The organism is Cupriavidus sp. H18C1, from assembly GCF_049311595.1.
Classification (GTDB): Bacteria; Pseudomonadota; Gammaproteobacteria; order Burkholderiales; family Burkholderiaceae; genus Cupriavidus; species Cupriavidus cauae.
This window is the reverse complement of sequence record NZ_CP186009.1, coordinates 363,759-380,126: the sequence shown is the minus strand read 5'-3', so window position 1 is coordinate 380,126 and position 16,368 is coordinate 363,759. Positions and strand designations below refer to the sequence as shown.

Genomic DNA, 16,368 nt, shown 5'->3' with positions numbered 1-16,368 from the left:
GATGCAAAGCCACTTCCAGGCGGCAAACGACCGAATAAAGTGGCTTCAGCGGCGCTGTACTTCGCCGGAGTGGGCCTCCGCGCTCGGCGCGGTGCCGCCGTGCGGGCCGCTGGGCCGGACTTCGGCGGCCTTCTGCGAGACGTCGCCGGGCTGCGTGGTGCCGGACGGCTGCGCGCCCTTGCCGAAGCGGGCGGCGATCTGGTCCTGCACGCGCGTCAACGCTTCGGCCTGCTGTTTGGCCGCTTCGGCCTCCTTGGCCTTGCGTTCGTCGGCGGCGCGCTGCTGTTCGGCGCTGGGGGCCGGCAGGCGGGCCTGCGCGGGCGCCCAGGCGAGCGCCGTCATCAGCGCCAGGGCGGCATAGTGGGCAATGCGGATCGTGGTCCGAGGGGTTGTCATGGTGGCTCCCGGTTCGTGCTTGCGTCGTCGTTCGGTCACGCGTCCGTCGCACCAATGCGCGGACGCATGTGTCCGAAGTGGCAAGAACCATGCCCTCGTTTGTCCGACACGGAGTGGCCGCATGATGCACTGCGGGGGCAGCACGGCGGCGGGCGGGCCAGTCCGGCGTGCTCAGCCGTTGCCCAGGCGCCGGATTGCCGCGGTCAGCGTCTGCCGCGTGCTGCCGTAGTCCGCCCAGGGATCGGCGTGCTCGGTCTCCTCGATGCGGGCCAGGGCGTTGGCGATGGTCCACTGGGCGCCGGAGCGCAGCGAGGTCAGTTCGTCCCAGCTGCACGGGATCGACACGCCCAGGCCCGGCCGTGCGCGCGCCGAAAAGGCGGCGACGGTGGTGGCGCCGCGCCCATTGCGCAGGTAGTCGATGAAAATTTTGCCGACGCGGTTGCGCGGACCGCTCTTGGAGACGAAGCGCTGCGGGATGGTCCTGGCCATATGGACGACCAGCTGCTGGGCGAAGTCCTTGACCTCGTCCCAGCCGAGCCGGCGCGCGATCGGCACCACCACGTGCAGGCCCTTGCCGCCGCTGGTCTTCAGGAAGGCAGTCAGCTCGAGCTCGTCGAGCATGCCCTTGGTCAGCGCGGCGGCCTCGACCACATGCTTCCACGGCACGCCCTCGCCGGGGTCCAGGTCGAAGATCACGCGATCGGGCTTCTCGATCTGGCGCTTGTCGGCGTTCCAGGTGTGGAACTCGATCACGTTGAGCTGGGCCGCGGCGACGATGCCGGTCTCGCTGGCGACCTCGATCATCGGCGGGTGGCCCGGCCACAGCGACGGGTCGAGCCGGTTGACGCCGGCGATATTGAATGTCTCGGCATGCTTCTGGAAGAACAGCTCGCCGCCCACGCCGGAGGGGCCGCGCAACACCGCCAGCGGCCGGCCGCGCAATTCCGGCAGCATGCGCGGCGCGACCGCTTCGTAGTAGCGCACCAGATCGCCCTTGGTGGCGCCGGTCGACGGATCGATGACGCGGTCGGCATGGCTGACGCGGACGTTGCCGATCTGCTCGCGGCCGGAGGAGGCCTTCGTCCGGGCGGGTTTGGCCGGTGGCGTGGCATCCGCTGTCTCGGCCTGAGCGGCCTTGCCAGCCTTTCCTCTTGCCTTCGCCGGCTTGTCTTCGGCCTTGCTTTCGGCCCTGTCCTCCGCCTTGCCCTTCGCCCCCGCCGATTTCGCCCGGCCTACGCTTTTGGCCACTGTCTTGCCCGGTGCGGGCATCGCCTTCTCCTTGCCGATCGCGCTGGCGCTCTTGTCGGATCGCAACCCATGGAACACCGCATGGCGGATCAAGCCATCGCGCGTCCACGAGCCGAACGACACCTCGGCCACCGCCTTGGGCCGGACCCAGATGCCCTTCACCCCCTTGGCGATCGCCGGCATCCTGTCGAACGGCGAGGCATCGGTGCGCAGGGCGTCGAGCTTGGCCCGGATCGTATCGAGCGTCTGCACATCGAAGCCGGTGCCGACCTTGCCGGCATAGACCAGCCGGCCCGCCTCGTCGTGAATCCCCAGCAGCAGGGCGCCCAGGCCATTGCGGGTGCCCTTGGGCTCGGTAAAGCCGCCGATCACGAACTCCTGCCGCTCGCTGCATTTGAGCTTGATCCAGTTCGGCGAGCGCGCCGAGACATAGGGCGCATCGACGCGCTTGCCGATCAGCCCCTCGAGCCGCAGCCGGCAGGCCGCGCTGAGGATTTCCTCGGGACCGGCCTCGAAGCTCTCGCTGAAGCGCAGATGCGCCGAGACGTTGTGCTCCTCGAACACGCGGCGCAACAGGTCGCGGCGCTCGACCAGCGCCACCTGCCGCAGATCGTGGCCGGCATAGTAGGGGACGTCGAACACGAAGAACTGGATGGCGTCGGTGCGGTCGCTGTCGAAGGCGTTCTGCAGCGCCTGGAAGTCGGTGCTGCCGTCCTTGTCAACGATGACGATCTCGCCGTCGAGCCAGGCCGACGGCAGATTGAGCGTGCCGAGCTCGCGCGCCAGCGTTTTCAGCCTGGAGGTCCAGTCGTGGCCGTTGCGCGTGAACAGCTTGACGTCGCCGCCGTCGATGCGGGCCAGCACGCGATAGCCGTCGAACTTGACCTCGTAGACCCAGTTCTGCGCATCGGCGGGCGGCCCTTGCACCAGCGTCGCCAGTTGCGGCGCCAGCGTCAGCGGCAGCGCGGCACGGCGCGCGCCCGGTGGAAGCGGGATGGCGCCGGTCGCGGACCGCTTGCTGCCGGCGGTCTTGCTGTCGGCCGCCGATTTGCCCGAGGCCGTTTTCTTCGCGGTTTTCGTCGATGTGCCGGCGGCGGATTTCGTCGCCGTCCTGGTTGCCGTCTTCGTCGCCGTCGTCGTCGGGGTCTTCGACGCCGCCTTTGTTGACGCCTTGCGCGCGATCTTGCCGTCCGGCTCCAGCGCGCCGCCGCCCAGCACGCTGTCCGGCATCGCCTCGGTGATATCGAACTCCGCCGCCGGCCGCGCCGCGTCGTCGCGCTCCTTGATCAGCAGCCACGGTTCCTGCCGCTCGTCCCGGCCGCGCATGCGCACAAGCGTCCAGGCGCCATGCAGCTTCTCGCCATGCAGCTCGAACTTGAGCTTGCCGTCGCGATAGCCCTGACGCGGATCGCCGATCGGCACCCAGGTGCCGCGGTCCCAGACGATCACGGTGCCGGCGCCGTACTGCTTTTCGGGGATCACGCCTTCGAAGTTCGCATATTCGAGCGGGTGGTCCTCGACATGGACGCTCATCCGTTTGTCGACCGGGTCCAGGCTCGGGCCCTTGGGAATGGCCCAGCTCTTGAGCGTGCCGTCGAGCTCCAGACGGAAGTCGTAGTGCAGCCGGCGCGCCGCGTGTTTCTGCACGACGAAGGACAGCTCCTGGGCTTTCGCGGCGGCGCGCCTTGCCACCGCACCGCCTGCCGGTTCCGCGGTCGTGCCGAAGTCGCGCATGGTGCGATAGCGCTGCAGCGGGTCCGGGCTCGCGCCGCGCGCCGCCCGCGGAGCACTGGGACGCGTCGCGGTGCGCGGGGTCGGCCGCGCGGTCGCGCCCTTGGCCGCCGCTGCGGCGTTGTCCTTGCCGGTTCGCTTGGTTGCCGCCTTGGCCGGCTGCTTCGCTGCTGCTCGCTTGGTCGCCATTGCGGCCGCTCCTCGATCGGGCCACGCGGCATTGCGTGGCCTTCGGTCCTGCGCGTGAAGCGCGGCATCGTCGTTTGCTGTCGCTTCGCTCGCTGTCACTGCGCGCTGTGATTTCGCTCGGCGCTTTGCGTTGTCACCTCGCGCTGTCACTTTGCGCTGTCACCTTGCTCTGTCACTTCGCTTATAGGCAATCGGAATGCGGCGATCCATCGGCCACCGTCCTACATCCGCAACGCCCGCAACGATCGGCGGCGTGCCGCGATGGCGGGGGCAATCGACGCCGCATGCGCAGATGGCAGGGCCGGTAACCCGCTATGCGCGCTGCCGCACAGACGGCGGCGTGCACATCCTGCATGGCCGAGTAAAAAGTACGAGCGAGACGCATGGCGTGGCGGCGCTTGACGGTGCGGACGCGTCTGGCCGCACGGCGGCGGCCCACCGATGCCGCCAGCCCTGCGCGAACGCGGCCCGCCGCCGGCGCTGCCGGCACGGCTTGCAAGCGCGCCTGTTTCTGGCATGCGTTTCGCGTGATCGGCGGGGTAGGCCGGGTCCTGCGCGGGGGGCATCGTCGTGCCGGCGCTTGTCGCGCCGCCGCGATGCGATGCCACCAGGGCCTGTTCATGAACCCCGCCTGGCGTCGTCGCTGGCGCGCCGCCCATTGCGGGCGCCAGCGCAGCATGCATGGGCCAGTCTCAGGAGTGAATAACATGACGAAACACCACCTCGTACGTACCGCCCTCGCCGCGCTGGCGGTGACCGGTTCCTGCGTGGCACTGGCGCAGGTGCCGGGCGATCGCGGCACTGCCACGGGCACCGCGCCGGGCATGGCTCCGGCGGGCCAATACGATCCCGCCAATCCCGCCGCCGCGGGTACGCGCGATCCGTACAGCAGCGGCGCACGCGTCGGCGACAAGTTCGATCCGTACACGCAGGGCACCAATCAGCCGACGCAGCAATACCTGGCGCCGACGGGCACGCAGCCGATGCCGATGAGCGGCAGCTACGACGGCCGCATGGAAAACCACGATACGCACTATCACGACCTGTCGACGCTGGGATCGCGCGTCGGCAAGCGCAGCCAGTTCCTCGATGGAGACTGATCGCAGGCTGCATTGAATCCGGTACCGGGGACAGCAAGGAGCGCGATGGGGCAGGCCCGTCGCGCTCTTGTCGTTTCATCCTGTCGTGTTTCAGTCAGATGGATCCCTGCGGGTCGTAGCATCGACGACGTCCTGGGCACCGCTTCGCAGCGTTTCGCACGGCTGCGCTAATGCAGCGGCGGAAACACGTACCACGAGCCGTCGCGATGACGGAAGAACACGATCGATAGCCGCTTTCCCGCGCGCTCGAAGCCGATGCACGCATACGGCACGCGGCGGTTGCCGGTATGTCCGAAACGCGTGACGCGGCACGGGTGGCTGGCCGATAGCGGCAGCCATTTCTGCGCGGCCTCGCGCAGGGAGGTCGTCTTGCCTTGCATCGCATGCTCCCCTGATGTTGGAACGCGATGCCGCGCTCGTTCCATGCGGCGAGGCGGCATGATCGCGATCCTGTCTTCTTGCTTACCAGCGTAGAAGCGGCGGCGGCGCCGACGCGTCGGCTTGACGCGCAGCGCGGCCTCGGCGTTCGACGGATTGCATTGTCAGCGAATGACGACAGCGACGACGTGGCGATTTTTCACGCGTCGTAAGAACGGGAGGGAAGGCAAGCGACAAAAGACGGCAAAAAGGGGAGGGCAAAAAAAGGGCGCCCATGCGCCCCTTGGTCAGCAGAGCCGGTCGTCCCCGCGTCTGCAGACCCAGCGCGTTCAAACGACGCTGGATTCCCGCGTTCGCGGAATGACCGGCGTGTCAGCCGATGTTCGGCATTTACCGCTCGCGATTCTGGCCGGTTTGGCCCGATTGGCCGGATTGGCCGCCTTGCGACGACTGCTGGCCAGGCTGGCCGCTCGTCCCGGACTGCTGTTGCTGCTGCCCGCCGCTCTGGCCGCCCATGCCGCCGCTCTGCTGGCCGCTCTGCCTGCCGCCTTGCTGCTGCTGGCCACCTTGACCGGCTTGGCCGGCTTGGCCGCCCTGCTGGCCGCTCTGACCGCCGCCTTGCTGCGACTGGCCGCCCATGCCACCCATGCCGCCTTCACTCTGACCCATGCCGCCTTGCTGACCGCTCTGGCGACCGCCTTGCTGTTGCTGACCGCCTTGGCCGCTTTGGTTGCCCATGCCGCCCTGCTGGCCGGTCTGGCCGCCGCTCTGCTGATGCTGCTGAGACGATTGGCCACCTTGGCCCATGCCACCCCTTTTCGGTGCCGCCTTGCTGCGCTTGCGGTTGCTGTTGCTGTTTCATTGCTGGTCTCCATCAGCGGCGAAATGCCGCGCCTTGGTGTCGTGCAATGGGCGTGCCACCGCGCCGCAACATGAAATCGACGGAATTCACACGCTGTGGTGGGAGCGCTGTGCAACGCAGGTATGGCGTTTGCGTGTCATCGAAGGTCAACATTCGCGTGCCGGCATGGCGCGCCATCATCACGGGGAGAGCCGTATGACCAAGCAACCTACGCATCCGGAACGCGAACCGCGGCAGGGGCAGACGACCGGACAGCCGCAGGGCGAGACGACTCGCGAACGTACCGCCCAGGGCACCAGCGAGGGTCCCGGGCCGCTGGCCGACCAGTCGCAGCCGGACCCCGGCACGCTGCCGCAGAAGGGCGGCGGCGAACCGATGCCGCGCCTGCCGCACGAGCGCGACGAATCGCATCAGAGCCAGCACACCGGCAGCCGGCCGGTGGGACGTCAAGCGGCGCGCGATATCGAGCGCGGGCTCGAGGAAACCGATCTGTATGGCTCGCGCGGGCGCCGCGGCGGCGCTGCGGCGGAGGACAACGATTGAGCGCGCGGCGGCTCCGGTTGCCGCCGCGGTCGTTCGCGCCGCTGGCCGTTCAGTACGGCAGCGACAGCCGATGCCGGCTCTGCCAGTTGTCGACGTAGCGCTTGACCAGGCGCGCATCGCCGCGAATCAGGATGCCGTTTTCGGTGTTGCGTTCCTCGGCCGATTTGGTGAAGTTGAACGAGCCGGTGAAGACTGCCTCGCCGTCGAAGATCATGACTTTGTTATGCGCGATGGCGGGGCGCGAGTCGATCACCACCTCGATGCCCTGGTGCTTCAGGAAGGTGGCGCTGGTATAGCGCTCGGACACCTGGCTCTTGTCGAGGATCACGCGTACATCGACGCCGCGCTTGCGCGCCTGCATCAGCGCCTCGGCGATCGGCTTGCTGGTGAACGAGTAGGCCTGCACCAGCACGCTGCGCCGCGCGTTGCGGATCGCGTCGACCAGCATGGCCTGGCAGCTCTCGCCATCGGGCGTGAAGCACAGCGCGTAATTGGCGCCGTCGGCGAAGCTGCGCGCGCCGTCGGCAAGGGCCATCGGCGCTTCGCCGCTGCGCGGCAGGCTGCGTGCGGAGGCGGCGGGCGCCAGGATTGAAGAGGAAAGCAGAACGGATAACAGGGCGCCGGCAACGATAGTGGGCGCGCGAGACACAAAGGACATGAGACGGCGTGAATGCGTTGCCGCGGAGCGCGCCGCTCGCGGCAAACAGTAACCAATCGGATAACGAATCGAAATGGAAACGTTGCGAAGGCGGGGGAAGTTAGCAGCCGCAGCAAGCAAAGGCAAGGCGGCTGGAACGGCGCGGCACGGCTGCCTATGATGAAACTCGCGTCGTCGCATGCGCGTTGCGTGCGGCGACGCTCGGTGATCCCACCCCCGGTGCCAGCCAGCTGGCGCCCAACCCTGGAGGCAAGCGATGTCGAATCACACCTACAAGCTCGTCGAAATCGTGGGCACCTCGCCCGACGGCACCGATGCCGCGATCCGCAGCGCGCTCGCCAAGGCGTCGGAGACCATCAAGAACATGGACTGGTTCGAGGTGGTCGAGATGCGAGGCCATATCCTCAATGGCCAGATCGCGCATTACCAGGTCACGCTGAAAGTCGGCTTCCGCGTCGAGTGAGCGTGTCGCACGGTTGGCGCCGCGCACGCCGCGGCGGCAGCCACCGTGGTTGCTCTCTCCCTTTCTGCCTTTCTGCCTTTCTGCCTCTCCGCCTCTCCGCCTCGGTGTCCCTCTCGCGGTCATGCCTGCAGCCGGCTGCCGTGGAAGCGCCACGCCGTCCGCCCGGCTGCGCGCTTGCCGGCGGCCGGACCGGCCTTGACCCCCTTGCCCCCGGCCCGGACCCCGTCCGGATCCTGGCTTTGGCCCGAACTTGACCCCGCCTTGACCCCGCAACAGCACCGGTGTAACCTCTGCATTCGATGTTCATTCTGCGAATCGAAGTTCGTATAGCGAACTTCAGCACCCAAGAACAAGAGTCCGCACGACGGACCATCGTTTGACTGCTAGGGCCTTTATGGGCGCCGCCACGGCGCGCCCGGAACCACGCCAGGCAGAACCTCCGGAGACGACGCTTCCAGCGGCCGCCCCACACCAGCGGGCGGCGGGCTCCGGCCGGTCCGGCCAGGCCTTTTCGACTGGAACGCAATTGATCAACAAGCTCTTCGACTCGGTGGAATCGGCGGTGGCCGACATCCATGACGGCGCGACCATCATGATCGGCGGCTTCGGCCTGGCCGGCATGCCGGCGCAACTCATCGATGCGCTGATCGCCCAGGGCGCGCGCGACCTGACCATCGTCAACAACAACGCCGGCAACGGCGAAACGGGCCTGGCCGCGCTGCTCAAGGCCAAGCGCGTGCGCAAGATCATTTGCTCGTTCCCGCGCCAAGTCGATTCCTATGTGTTCGATTCGCTGTACCACGCCGGCGAGATCGAGCTGGAACTGGTGCCGCAGGGCAACCTCGCCGAACGCATCCGCGCGGCCGGCGCCGGCATCGGCGGCTTCTTCACCCGCACCGCCTACGGCACGCCGCTGGCCGAGGGCAAGGAAACCCGCATCATCGACGGCAAGGGCTATGTGTTCGAGACGCCGATTCACGCCGACTTCGCGCTGATCAAGGCCGATACCGCCGACCGCTGGGGCAACCTGACCTATCGCAAGACCGCGCGCAACTTCGGCCCGATCATGGCGATGGCCGCCAAATGCGCGATCGTGCAGGTCAGCCATGTGGTCGAACTGGGGGAACTGGACCCCGAGCACATCGTGACGCCGAGCCTGTTCGTCAAGCGCGTCGTCAAGGTCGACGCCAACACCGCGAATGCCGCCAATGCCGCCGCCACCGGCGCGGCGAACGCCGCCTGACGCGCGGACGCCAACCCGCATCGAAGAGAGAAGCGATATGCAACGCCTGACCCGCGATCAGATGGCCGCCCGCGTGGCCCGAGACATTCCCGACGGTGCCGTGGTCAACCTCGGCATCGGCCTGCCCACCCTGGTCGGCAACCACCTGCCGGCCGACCGCGAGATCCTGCTGCACAGCGAGAACGGCCTGCTCGGCATGGGCCCGGCGCCCGCGCCCGGCGAGGAAGACGGCGACCTGATCAACGCCGGCAAGCAGCCGGTCACCATCAAGGCCGGCGCCTCGTATTTCCATCACGCCGATTCGTTCGCGATGATGCGCGGCGGCCATCTGGACTACTGCGTGCTGGGCGCCTTCCAGGTGTCGGCGACCGGCGACCTGGCCAACTGGCACACCGGCGCGCCGGGCGCAATCCCGGCCGTCGGCGGCGCGATGGACCTGGCGATCGGCGCCAAGCAGGTGTTCGTCATGATGGAGCACCTGACCAAGCAGGGCGAGAGCAAGATCGTGCCCGAATGCACGTATCCTCTGACCGGCATCGGCTGCGTGACGCGCATCTATACCGATCTGGCCACCATCGACGTGACGCCCGACGGCCTGGTCGCCCGCGACCTGGTCGAAGGCCTGTCGTTCGACGAGCTGCAGCGCCTGACCGGCGTGCCGCTCAAGCAGGCGCAGCCCGCCTGATGCCGACCCGATGGCGACGGATCGCACTTGCCCGCACTTGCCGATACCGCCGCCGCCACCACTGAAACCAAGGACGAGACAACCATGACCGAAGCCTTTATCTGCGACGCGATCCGCACCCCCCATCGGCCGCTACGGCGGCAGCCTGTCCGCGGTGCGCGCGGACGACCTGGGCGCGGTACCGCTGAAGGCGCTGATGGCGCGCAATCCGAACCTGGACTGGAGCGCCATCGACGACGTGATCTACGGCAACGCCAACCAGGCGGGCGAAGACAACCGCAACGTCGCGCGCATGTCGCTGCTGCTGGCCGGCCTGCCGCAGAGCGTGCCGGGCGCCACCATCAACCGCCTGTGCGGTTCGGGCATGGACGCGACCGGCACGGCCGCGCGCGCGATCCGCGCCGGCGAAGCGGGCCTGATGATCGCCGGCGGCGTGGAAAGCATGAGCCGCGCCCCGTTCGTGATGGGCAAGGCCACCAGCGCGTTCTCGCGCGATGCGCAGATCTTCGACACCACCATCGGCTGGCGCTTCATCAACCCGGCGATGCGTGCGGCGTACGGCGTGGACTCGATGCCCGAGACCGCCGAGAACGTCGCCACCGACTACAAGATCAGCCGCGAGGACCAGGACCTGATGGCGCTGCGCAGCCGGGAAAAGGCCTCGCGCGCGCAGGCCGACGGCACGCTGGCGCAGGGAAATCACCGCGGTCACGATCCCGCAGAAGAAGGGCGATCCGATCGTCGTCGAGCGCGACGAGCATCCGCGCGCGACCAGCATGGAAGCGCTGGCCAAACTCAAGGGCGTGGTGCGCCCGGACGGCACCGTGACCGCCGGCAACGCCTCGGGCGTCAATGACGGCGCCTGCGCGCTGCTGCTCGCCAGCGAAGCCGCCGCGCGCCAGCACGGCCTGACCCCGAAGGCCCGCATCGTCGGCATGGCCACCGCCGGCGTGGCGCCGCGCGTGATGGGCATCGGCCCGGCGCCGGCCACGCAGAAGCTGCTCAAGCAGCTGGGCATGACGATGGACCAGATCGACGTGATCGAGCTGAACGAAGCGTTCGCCGCGCAAGGCCTGGCGGTGCTGCGCGAGCTCGGCGTCGCCGACGACGATGCGCGCGTGAACCCGAACGGCGGCGCGATCGCGCTGGGCCACCCGCTCGGCATGAGCGGCGCACGCCTGGTCACCACCGCGATGTACCAGCTGCATCGCACCGGCGGCCGCTTCGCGCTGTGCACGATGTGCATCGGCGTGGGCCAGGGCATCGCGATGGTGATCGAGCGCGTCTGAGCGGCGCCCGCGTCGGCCGGCGCGAGAGGGATTGAGCCGCTCAAGTTTTGCGGCGCGCCTGCCGTAGACCAAGGCGAGGCGTCGACCCTCAGCGCTGCGACAGATTTCCCAACGCAGTTGGTGCGGCCGGGCCGACTGGCTCGCCGGTCCGCCGCACGCTTTCTTTGCGCCCGAATTTGCGCGGCAGTTCCAGCGCCGCGGTGTTCGGTGGATTCATCGCCGGCTTCGCGGCCGAATTCACCGCCGGCTTGACGATCGAGTTCGCCGCCGGACTCACCGCCGAATGCAACGCTGCATTCCCGCTGAACTTCCGCGGCATTTCAGCTGAACCTTCGCAGTACCGGTTCGATACCGGCATGGAGTAATCGGATGTCTCTTCCCGTTGCCACGCTCGTCACCGGCGCCAGTTCCGGCATCGGCCGCGCCATCAGCGAAATGCTGCTGGCCGACGGCGTGACCCGCGTCGTCAATGTCGACTATGCCGCCCCGGGCTGGTCGCATCCCAACATGACGTTTTTCCAGGCGGACCTGACCGACGCCGCTGCAACGCGCGCCGCGGCCGCCGAGGTGACGTCGCGATTCGCCATCACGCGCCTGGTCAACAATGCCGGCGCGACGCGTCCCGGCACGGCGGATACCGCGACCGTCGAGGATCTCGATTACGTGGTGGGCCTGCATCTGCAGGCCAGCCTGCTGCTGACCCAGGCCTGCCTGCCGGCCATGCGCGCCGCGGGCTTCGGCCGCATCGTCAACATGGCGTCGCGCGCGGCGCTGGGCAAGCCCGAGCGCGTGGTGTACTCCGCCACCAAGGCTGGCATGGTCGGCATGACGCGCACGCTGGCGATGGAGCTCGGCGGCGACGGCATCACCGTCAACGCGGTCGCGCCCGGTCCGATCGCCACCGAACTGTTCCGCCGCAGCAATCCCGAGGGCAGCGAACAAACGAAGCGCATCCTGGCCAGCATCGCGGTCAAGCGCATGGGCACGCCCGAGGACGTGGCGCGCGCCACGCTGTTCTTTCTCTCTCCCGAAAACGGTTTCGTCACCGGACAGGTGCTGTACGTCTGTGGCGGTACCACGCTGGGCGTCGCACCGGTCTAGGCGCGGCCCCTATTACAAGTCGTGGCCCGCATGGACGGCCACCGAGGAAACTCCCTGGAGCATACGATGAAGTTCAAGTCGCAACCCTCGCAGGCGCGTCGCCGCCTGCTGGCTGCCGGCGTCGCGCTGGCTACCACGTTCGCCGGCGTCTCCGGCGCCGCGTTCGCGGACACCTACCCGAGCAAGCCGATCACGATGATCGTGCCGTTCTCGGCCGGCGGCACCACCGACATCCTGGCGCGCATCGTCGGCCTGCAGCTGGGCAAGGCGCTCGGCCAGCCGGTGGTGATCGAGAACCGTCCGGGCGCGGGCGGCAATATCGGCGCCTCGCTCGCCGCCAAGGCGCAGGGCGACGGCTACACGCTGTTCATGGGCACCATCGGTACCCACGCGATCAACCAGTCGCTGTACTCGAAGCTGCCGTACGACCCGGTCAAGGACTTCGCGCCGATCACCCGTGTCGCGATGGTGCCGAACCTGGTGGTGGTCAACCCCAACGTGCCGGCCAAGAGCGTCAAGGAACTGATCGCCTACGTGAAGGCGAATCCGAACAAGATCAGCTACGGCTCGTCGGGCAACGGCTCGTCGATGCACCTGTCGGGCGAACTGTTCAACTCGATGACCGGCCTGAACATCCAGCACGTGCCGTACAAGGGCAGCGCCCCGGCGGTCAACGATCTGCTGGGCAACCAGATCGGCCTGATGTTCGACAACCTGCCGTCGTCGTACCAGCACGTGAAGGCCGGCAAGCTGCGTCCGCTGGCCGTGACCTCGGCCAAGCGCTCGCCGGCGCTGCCCGACGTGCCGACCGTCGCCGAAGCCGGCGTCCCGGGCTATGAAGCAACTTCGTGGTTTGCGCTGTACGCCACTGGCGGCACGCCCAAGCCCATCATCGATCGCCTCAACGCCGAAGTGGTCAAGATCCTGGCCATGCCGGACGTGCAGAAGCAGATGGCGGGTCAGGGCGCCGAGCCCAACCCCGAAAAGCCGGAACAACTGGCCGCGTTCATGAAGACTGAAGCCGCCAAGTGGGCGAAGGTCGTCAAGGCCTCGGGCGCGACCGTGGACTGATCGTCGTCAGGCGTTCCGCGCCACGAGCGCGGGCGCAACGACGGGAGAGCCGGCCTTCGGGCCGGCTTTTTTCATGGCCGGCAAGGCGTTCGGGATCGATGTCAGCGAGGCACACTTCCGGGAATGCGGCACTGAATGCGGCGCCGAGTGCGGCGCCGAGTGCGGCGCTGACTACCGGTGCACGGCGCCGGCAAAAAAAGCTCGCGACTGGCAGCGAGCTCGAGTTCCGGCCCACCCGGGCAGGAGGAGACATCGTGGGGCGCCGCGGCAGCGCGGCTGCCTCGGCACGGGGCATCGAGTATGCGGCGGGTCTGGGGACAGGTCCGCGCCTCAGTTCAGGCTGACCTTGACCACCTGCTCCTCGACGCCGACAAAGCGGACCAGCTGGCGCAGCCCGCTGGGATACTCCCTTGATGTGATGGCCTATCGGGGTATCCGGCAGGCGGTAGTAAATGGCGCTGGACGGGGCGCCGGCGGACCGGCCTTCCACTGCGGAGGGTCCGTCGCCTTCCCATGGGATATCGCGCTCCTCGGCGAGATCGTGTGGTCCGGGCATGGCGGCTGTTCCTGATCAAATGCGACTTTGTCTCCAATGTATTGCAGCGTCAGCCGCTTTGCTATTTCGCCTTTTTTAATTCTGGCCTAGCTACCGGCTCGATTTGTCATATTGCGAGCAATAGGGTGCAGGGGCCAGCCGATGGCTTGCACGCCGCCTCCTTGCGCTACCATTGGTGCTTTGCGCGCCTCCCCGGCGCGCTTCCCGACCCCCGCCCGCATGTCGATCCAGCACGCCCTTCTGACCTCGTTGATGGAGAAGCCCTCGTCAGGCTACGAACTGGCGCGGCGCTTCGACAAGTCGATCGGCTATTTCTGGCACGCCACCCATCAGCAGATCTATCGCGAACTGGGCCGCATGGCCGAACGCGGCTGGATCGCCGCGCAGGATGACGAAGGGGGATGCGCGCAGCCGCAAGAAGGTCTATCGCGTGCTGCCGGCGGGGCGGGAGGAACTGGTGCGCTGGGTGTTGTCGCCGACGGCCGGACTGGACCAGCGCGACGAGATCCTGGTCAAGCTGCGCGCCGACGCGGTGGCCGGTCCGCTAGGGTTGGGCGACGAGATGCGCCGCATGATCGCGCTGCACGAGGAGCGCCTGGCGACCTATCGCGCGATCGAACAGCGCGACTTCGCCGACCCGCACCCCGACCGCGCGCAACAGCTGCGGCATGCGCTGCTGCGGCGCGGGATCCGTTACGAAGAGGACTGGGTGGCCTGGGGCACGGCGGTGCTGCCGCTGCTGGAGCCGGAAGGCGGGCGGTAGCCCGTGGCAAGTCAGGGCGTCGTATATCGGCCTAGATTGCAGCGGGACCTATGGAATGCGGCTTCGCTATTCGATACCGCAGATCGCTGCCACCCGTAGCCGGATCTCTTTGAGTTCGTGTTCCGTCGCGCATTGCCCTTCGTAGCGGGCATTGCGCGCCATCCAATCCAGCGTGGTGATCTGATCCGGCAAGGCTGCGCATTCACGCGGCATGCCGGAAATACGCACTTGCATGCGGGCACGAGCGCTGCCTGCCGGGGCAAGAGAGCTCGTCAGCGGGACCCCGATAAAGCGTTTCGTCGGGCCGTTCACCCCTGCCGGCGACAACACAAGTACGGGCCGGAACCCCGCTTGTTCATGTCCCTTGGTTGGATCGAGGCTCATCCACCAGATCTCCCCTGCCTGGGGAATCCGATGCTGAACGTCGGCAGCTGCGAAGGTGCCGGTTGCCGTGCCGCTCGTCGTGGTTGATCGCATAGACAATCATCAGTCGTTATCAGGATTGCCCACGGCACCAAATTCATTGCCTGCCGGAGCGCCCCAATCAACGGTCGGCTCGACCTCATGCCCGGCTTGCAACTCGAGGATGAATTCTTCCAGCGAGAACGAAGGCTCCGCCTTCTTCTCCAGGACCAATTTCCCCTCGAGTACCGTCGCCTCTATCACCGCGTTTTCGGTGATATTGGCTTCTTCTGCCAGATACGACGGAATGCGAAGCGCGAGGCTGTTGCCCCAGCGCTTCACTGTCAATGCGGTCATTAGCTGTTCCTCTGCTTTGACACTTCGCCCGTGAGGAGAGCCCCCCGTGATCCGGTCGTCATGTTCGGGGGTCTGGAACGCAGGCTGTATCGCAGATTTCGCTATTCTTTAGCGCGCCCGTTCCCCCGATTCATAACTTTGGTAACGGGCACGACTGCAGTACGACGCGCCTACGTATCTACAGTGTAGATACGCGCGGCAGAGGTGTCAATGAGGCGCGCCGCGATGAGGGGGGACGGGAACGTTCCCGTCCCTTTCCTTTACACCAGGTCCCGCACGCTCGCCGCGGCGCCGGTCTCCGCCAGCCCGAGCCGGCGGCGTGCCAGCGCGTATTCCTCGGCGAAGCGGTCCACCAGGTCGGCGGCGGGGACCACGCGCTTGATCGCGCCGACGCCCTGGCCGGCACCCCAGATGTCCTTCCACGGCTTGACGCGATTCGAGCCGAAGTTCATCGCGGTCGGGTCGGACGCGGGCAGGGCTTCCGGATCGAGTCCGGCGTTGACGATGCTCTGGCGCAGGTAGTTGCCATGCACGCCGGTGAACAGGTTCGAATAGACGATATCGCCGGCGGTGCTGTCCACGATCATCTGCTTGTAGGCCGGCTGCGCGTTGGCTTCCTCGGTGGCGATAAAGGCCGAGCCGATATACGCCAGGTCGGCGCCCGCGGCCTGCGCCGCCAGGATGCCGTTGCCGCTGGCGATGGCGCCCGACAGCAGCAGCGGGCCATCGAACCACTCGCGGATTTCATGCAGCAGCGCGAACGGCGACTGCGTGCCGGCATGGCCGCCGGCGCCCGCGGCCACCGCGATCAGGCCGTCCGCGCCCTTGTCGATCGCCTTGTGCGCGAACGTGTTGTTGATGATGTCGTGCAGCACGATGCCGCCATACGAGTGCACCGCCTGGTTGACCTCGACACGCGCGCCCAGCGAGGTGATCACGATCGGCACCTTGTAGCGCACGCACAGCTCCAGGTCGTGCTCAAGCCGGTCGTTCGACTTGTGCACGATCTGGTTGACGGCGAACGGCGCCGACGGGCGGTCCGGATGCTTCGCGTCGTGCTCGGCCAGTTCGGTGGTGATGCGGTCCAGCCATTCCTCCAGCAGCGAGGCCGGCCGGGCGTTCAGCGCCGGAAAGGAGCCGACCACGCCGGCCTTGCACTGCGCGATCACCAGATCGGGGTTGGAGATGATGAACAGCGGCGAGCACACCACCGGCAGGCGCAGGCGTTGCAGGAGCGGAGGAAGGGACATGGCGGCCTCGGTTCGAAAGAGAGTGAATCGGGATGGCTGATGGGAGATGCGATATGCAGCTTTTTTATGCAACCAGTTGCATA

General features: G+C 67.5%; 16 protein-coding genes and 3 pseudogenes. 11 read left to right on the top strand and 8 right to left on the bottom strand.

Translation table 11 applies throughout. From position 1 onward, the window contains the following. Positions 1-45: 45 nt before the first annotated feature. The gene (locus tag OJJOAM_RS17595) at positions 46-396 is read right to left on the bottom strand and encodes a hypothetical protein (protein WP_149320188.1); all 351 of its coding nucleotides are present in this window, start codon (positions 394-396) and stop codon (positions 46-48) included. Between the two features lie 171 nt (positions 397-567). Next, positions 568-3,564 (bottom strand): DNA ligase D, encoded by a 2,997-nt coding sequence (gene ligD / locus OJJOAM_RS17590; RefSeq protein ID WP_422650567.1) that lies wholly within the window; start codon positions 3,562-3,564, stop codon positions 568-570. Positions 3,565-4,271: 707 nt separating this feature from the next. Here ligD and OJJOAM_RS17585 point away from each other — a divergent pair. Continuing rightward, entirely contained in the window at positions 4,272-4,664 is a 393-nt protein-coding gene (locus OJJOAM_RS17585; protein ID WP_422650566.1) for an endonuclease, read from the top strand. 167 nt (positions 4,665-4,831) lie between these two features. Here OJJOAM_RS17585 and OJJOAM_RS17580 read toward each other — a convergent pair whose 3' ends face one another. After that, a complete protein-coding gene (locus tag OJJOAM_RS17580; protein WP_422650565.1) occupies positions 4,832-5,044 on the bottom strand; it encodes a hypothetical protein in 213 nt (70 codons plus the stop codon). A 121-nt stretch (positions 5,045-5,165) separates the two neighbouring features. Between OJJOAM_RS17580 and OJJOAM_RS17575 the strand changes: the two genes are divergently transcribed. Next, on the top strand, positions 5,166-5,978 hold the full coding sequence (locus OJJOAM_RS17575; protein WP_422650564.1) for a hypothetical protein: 813 nt from the start codon (positions 5,166-5,168) through the stop codon (positions 5,976-5,978). A gap of 121 nt (positions 5,979-6,099) precedes the next feature. Further along, positions 6,100-6,447 (top strand): hypothetical protein, encoded by a 348-nt coding sequence (locus OJJOAM_RS17570; protein WP_422650563.1) that lies wholly within the window; start codon positions 6,100-6,102, stop codon positions 6,445-6,447. Positions 6,448-6,496: 49 nt separating this feature from the next. Here OJJOAM_RS17570 and OJJOAM_RS17565 read toward each other — a convergent pair whose 3' ends face one another. After that, complete coding sequence (locus tag OJJOAM_RS17565; protein ID WP_422650562.1) at positions 6,497-6,982, bottom strand: phospholipase D family protein; 486 nt, start codon at positions 6,980-6,982, stop codon at positions 6,497-6,499. A 379-nt stretch (positions 6,983-7,361) separates the two neighbouring features. On the opposite strand from OJJOAM_RS17565, the gene OJJOAM_RS17560 reads away from it, so the two are divergent. From OJJOAM_RS17560 to OJJOAM_RS17530, 7 genes and pseudogenes are all read left to right on the top strand, one after another. Then, positions 7,362-7,568, top strand: coding sequence for a dodecin (locus OJJOAM_RS17560; protein ID WP_422650561.1), 207 nt, complete (start codon positions 7,362-7,364; stop codon positions 7,566-7,568). A 526-nt stretch (positions 7,569-8,094) separates the two neighbouring features. Further along, on the top strand, positions 8,095-8,811 hold the full coding sequence (locus OJJOAM_RS17555; RefSeq protein ID WP_422650560.1) for a 3-oxoacid CoA-transferase subunit A: 717 nt from the start codon (positions 8,095-8,097) through the stop codon (positions 8,809-8,811). Positions 8,812-8,848: 37 nt separating this feature from the next. After that, the gene (locus tag OJJOAM_RS17550) at positions 8,849-9,496 is read left to right on the top strand and encodes a CoA transferase subunit B (protein ID WP_422650559.1); all 648 of its coding nucleotides are present in this window, start codon (positions 8,849-8,851) and stop codon (positions 9,494-9,496) included. Positions 9,497-9,580: 84 nt separating this feature from the next. Next, positions 9,581-10,785: pseudogene (gene pcaF / locus OJJOAM_RS17545) on the top strand (3-oxoadipyl-CoA thiolase). A 176-nt stretch (positions 10,786-10,961) separates the two neighbouring features. Continuing rightward, the gene (locus tag OJJOAM_RS17540; RefSeq protein ID WP_422650558.1) at positions 10,962-11,150 is read left to right on the top strand and encodes a hypothetical protein; all 189 of its coding nucleotides are present in this window, start codon (positions 10,962-10,964) and stop codon (positions 11,148-11,150) included. A 4-nt stretch (positions 11,151-11,154) separates the two neighbouring features. Continuing rightward, a complete protein-coding gene (locus OJJOAM_RS17535; RefSeq protein ID WP_149320200.1) occupies positions 11,155-11,886 on the top strand; it encodes an SDR family NAD(P)-dependent oxidoreductase in 732 nt (243 codons plus the stop codon). A 66-nt stretch (positions 11,887-11,952) separates the two neighbouring features. Then, complete coding sequence (locus OJJOAM_RS17530) at positions 11,953-12,957, top strand: Bug family tripartite tricarboxylate transporter substrate binding protein (RefSeq protein WP_422650557.1); 1,005 nt, start codon at positions 11,953-11,955, stop codon at positions 12,955-12,957. Between the two features lie 330 nt (positions 12,958-13,287). Here the strand turns inward: OJJOAM_RS17530 and OJJOAM_RS17525 are convergent. Continuing rightward, positions 13,288-13,513, bottom strand: a pseudogene (locus tag OJJOAM_RS17525) (hypothetical protein). A 219-nt stretch (positions 13,514-13,732) separates the two neighbouring features. Between OJJOAM_RS17525 and OJJOAM_RS17520 the strand changes: the two are divergent. Beyond that, positions 13,733-14,276: pseudogene (locus OJJOAM_RS17520) on the top strand (PadR family transcriptional regulator). Positions 14,277-14,342: 66 nt separating this feature from the next. Here OJJOAM_RS17520 and OJJOAM_RS17515 read toward each other — a convergent pair. The 3 genes from OJJOAM_RS17515 to OJJOAM_RS17505 form a co-directional block, all read right to left on the bottom strand. Beyond that, the gene (locus tag OJJOAM_RS17515) at positions 14,343-14,660 is read right to left on the bottom strand and encodes a type II toxin-antitoxin system PemK/MazF family toxin (protein ID WP_422650556.1); all 318 of its coding nucleotides are present in this window, start codon (positions 14,658-14,660) and stop codon (positions 14,343-14,345) included. A gap of 102 nt (positions 14,661-14,762) precedes the next feature. Then, positions 14,763-15,035 carry an AbrB/MazE/SpoVT family DNA-binding domain-containing protein gene (locus OJJOAM_RS17510; RefSeq protein ID WP_422650555.1) on the bottom strand — a complete coding sequence of 91 codons (273 nt, stop codon included), beginning with the start codon at positions 15,033-15,035 and terminating at the stop codon, positions 14,763-14,765. A gap of 260 nt (positions 15,036-15,295) precedes the next feature. Continuing rightward, positions 15,296-16,285, bottom strand: a complete 990-nt coding sequence (locus OJJOAM_RS17505) for an NAD(P)H-dependent flavin oxidoreductase (protein ID WP_422650554.1) — start codon at positions 16,283-16,285, stop codon at positions 15,296-15,298. Between the last annotated feature and the right edge of the window lie 83 nt (positions 16,286-16,368).

Excerpts from the sequence above, each read along its gene's own strand:
- OJJOAM_RS17535 (WP_149320200.1), top strand. The coding sequence starts at position 11,155 with ATGTCTCTTCCCGTTGCCACGCTCGTCACCGGCGCCAGTTCCGGCATC.
- OJJOAM_RS17565 (WP_422650562.1), bottom strand. The coding sequence starts at position 6,982 with ATGGCCCTTGCCGACGGCGCGCGCAGCTTCGCCGACGGCGCCAATTAC.
- ligD (WP_422650567.1), bottom strand. The coding sequence starts at position 3,564 with ATGGCGACCAAGCGAGCAGCAGCGAAGCAGCCGGCCAAGGCGGCAACC.
- OJJOAM_RS17595 (WP_149320188.1), bottom strand. The coding sequence starts at position 396 with ATGACAACCCCTCGGACCACGATCCGCATTGCCCACTATGCCGCCCTG.
- OJJOAM_RS17530 (WP_422650557.1), top strand. The coding sequence starts at position 11,953 with ATGAAGTTCAAGTCGCAACCCTCGCAGGCGCGTCGCCGCCTGCTGGCT.
- OJJOAM_RS17550 (WP_422650559.1), top strand. The coding sequence starts at position 8,849 with ATGCAACGCCTGACCCGCGATCAGATGGCCGCCCGCGTGGCCCGAGAC.
- OJJOAM_RS17585 (WP_422650566.1), top strand. The coding sequence starts at position 4,272 with ATGACGAAACACCACCTCGTACGTACCGCCCTCGCCGCGCTGGCGGTG.
- OJJOAM_RS17570 (WP_422650563.1), top strand. The coding sequence starts at position 6,100 with ATGACCAAGCAACCTACGCATCCGGAACGCGAACCGCGGCAGGGGCAG.
- OJJOAM_RS17580 (WP_422650565.1), bottom strand. The coding sequence starts at position 5,044 with ATGCAAGGCAAGACGACCTCCCTGCGCGAGGCCGCGCAGAAATGGCTG.
- OJJOAM_RS17510 (WP_422650555.1), bottom strand. The coding sequence starts at position 15,035 with ATGACCGCATTGACAGTGAAGCGCTGGGGCAACAGCCTCGCGCTTCGC.
- OJJOAM_RS17515 (WP_422650556.1), bottom strand. The coding sequence starts at position 14,660 with ATGAGCCTCGATCCAACCAAGGGACATGAACAAGCGGGGTTCCGGCCC.
- OJJOAM_RS17560 (WP_422650561.1), top strand. The coding sequence starts at position 7,362 with ATGTCGAATCACACCTACAAGCTCGTCGAAATCGTGGGCACCTCGCCC.
- OJJOAM_RS17505 (WP_422650554.1), bottom strand. The coding sequence starts at position 16,285 with ATGTCCCTTCCTCCGCTCCTGCAACGCCTGCGCCTGCCGGTGGTGTGC.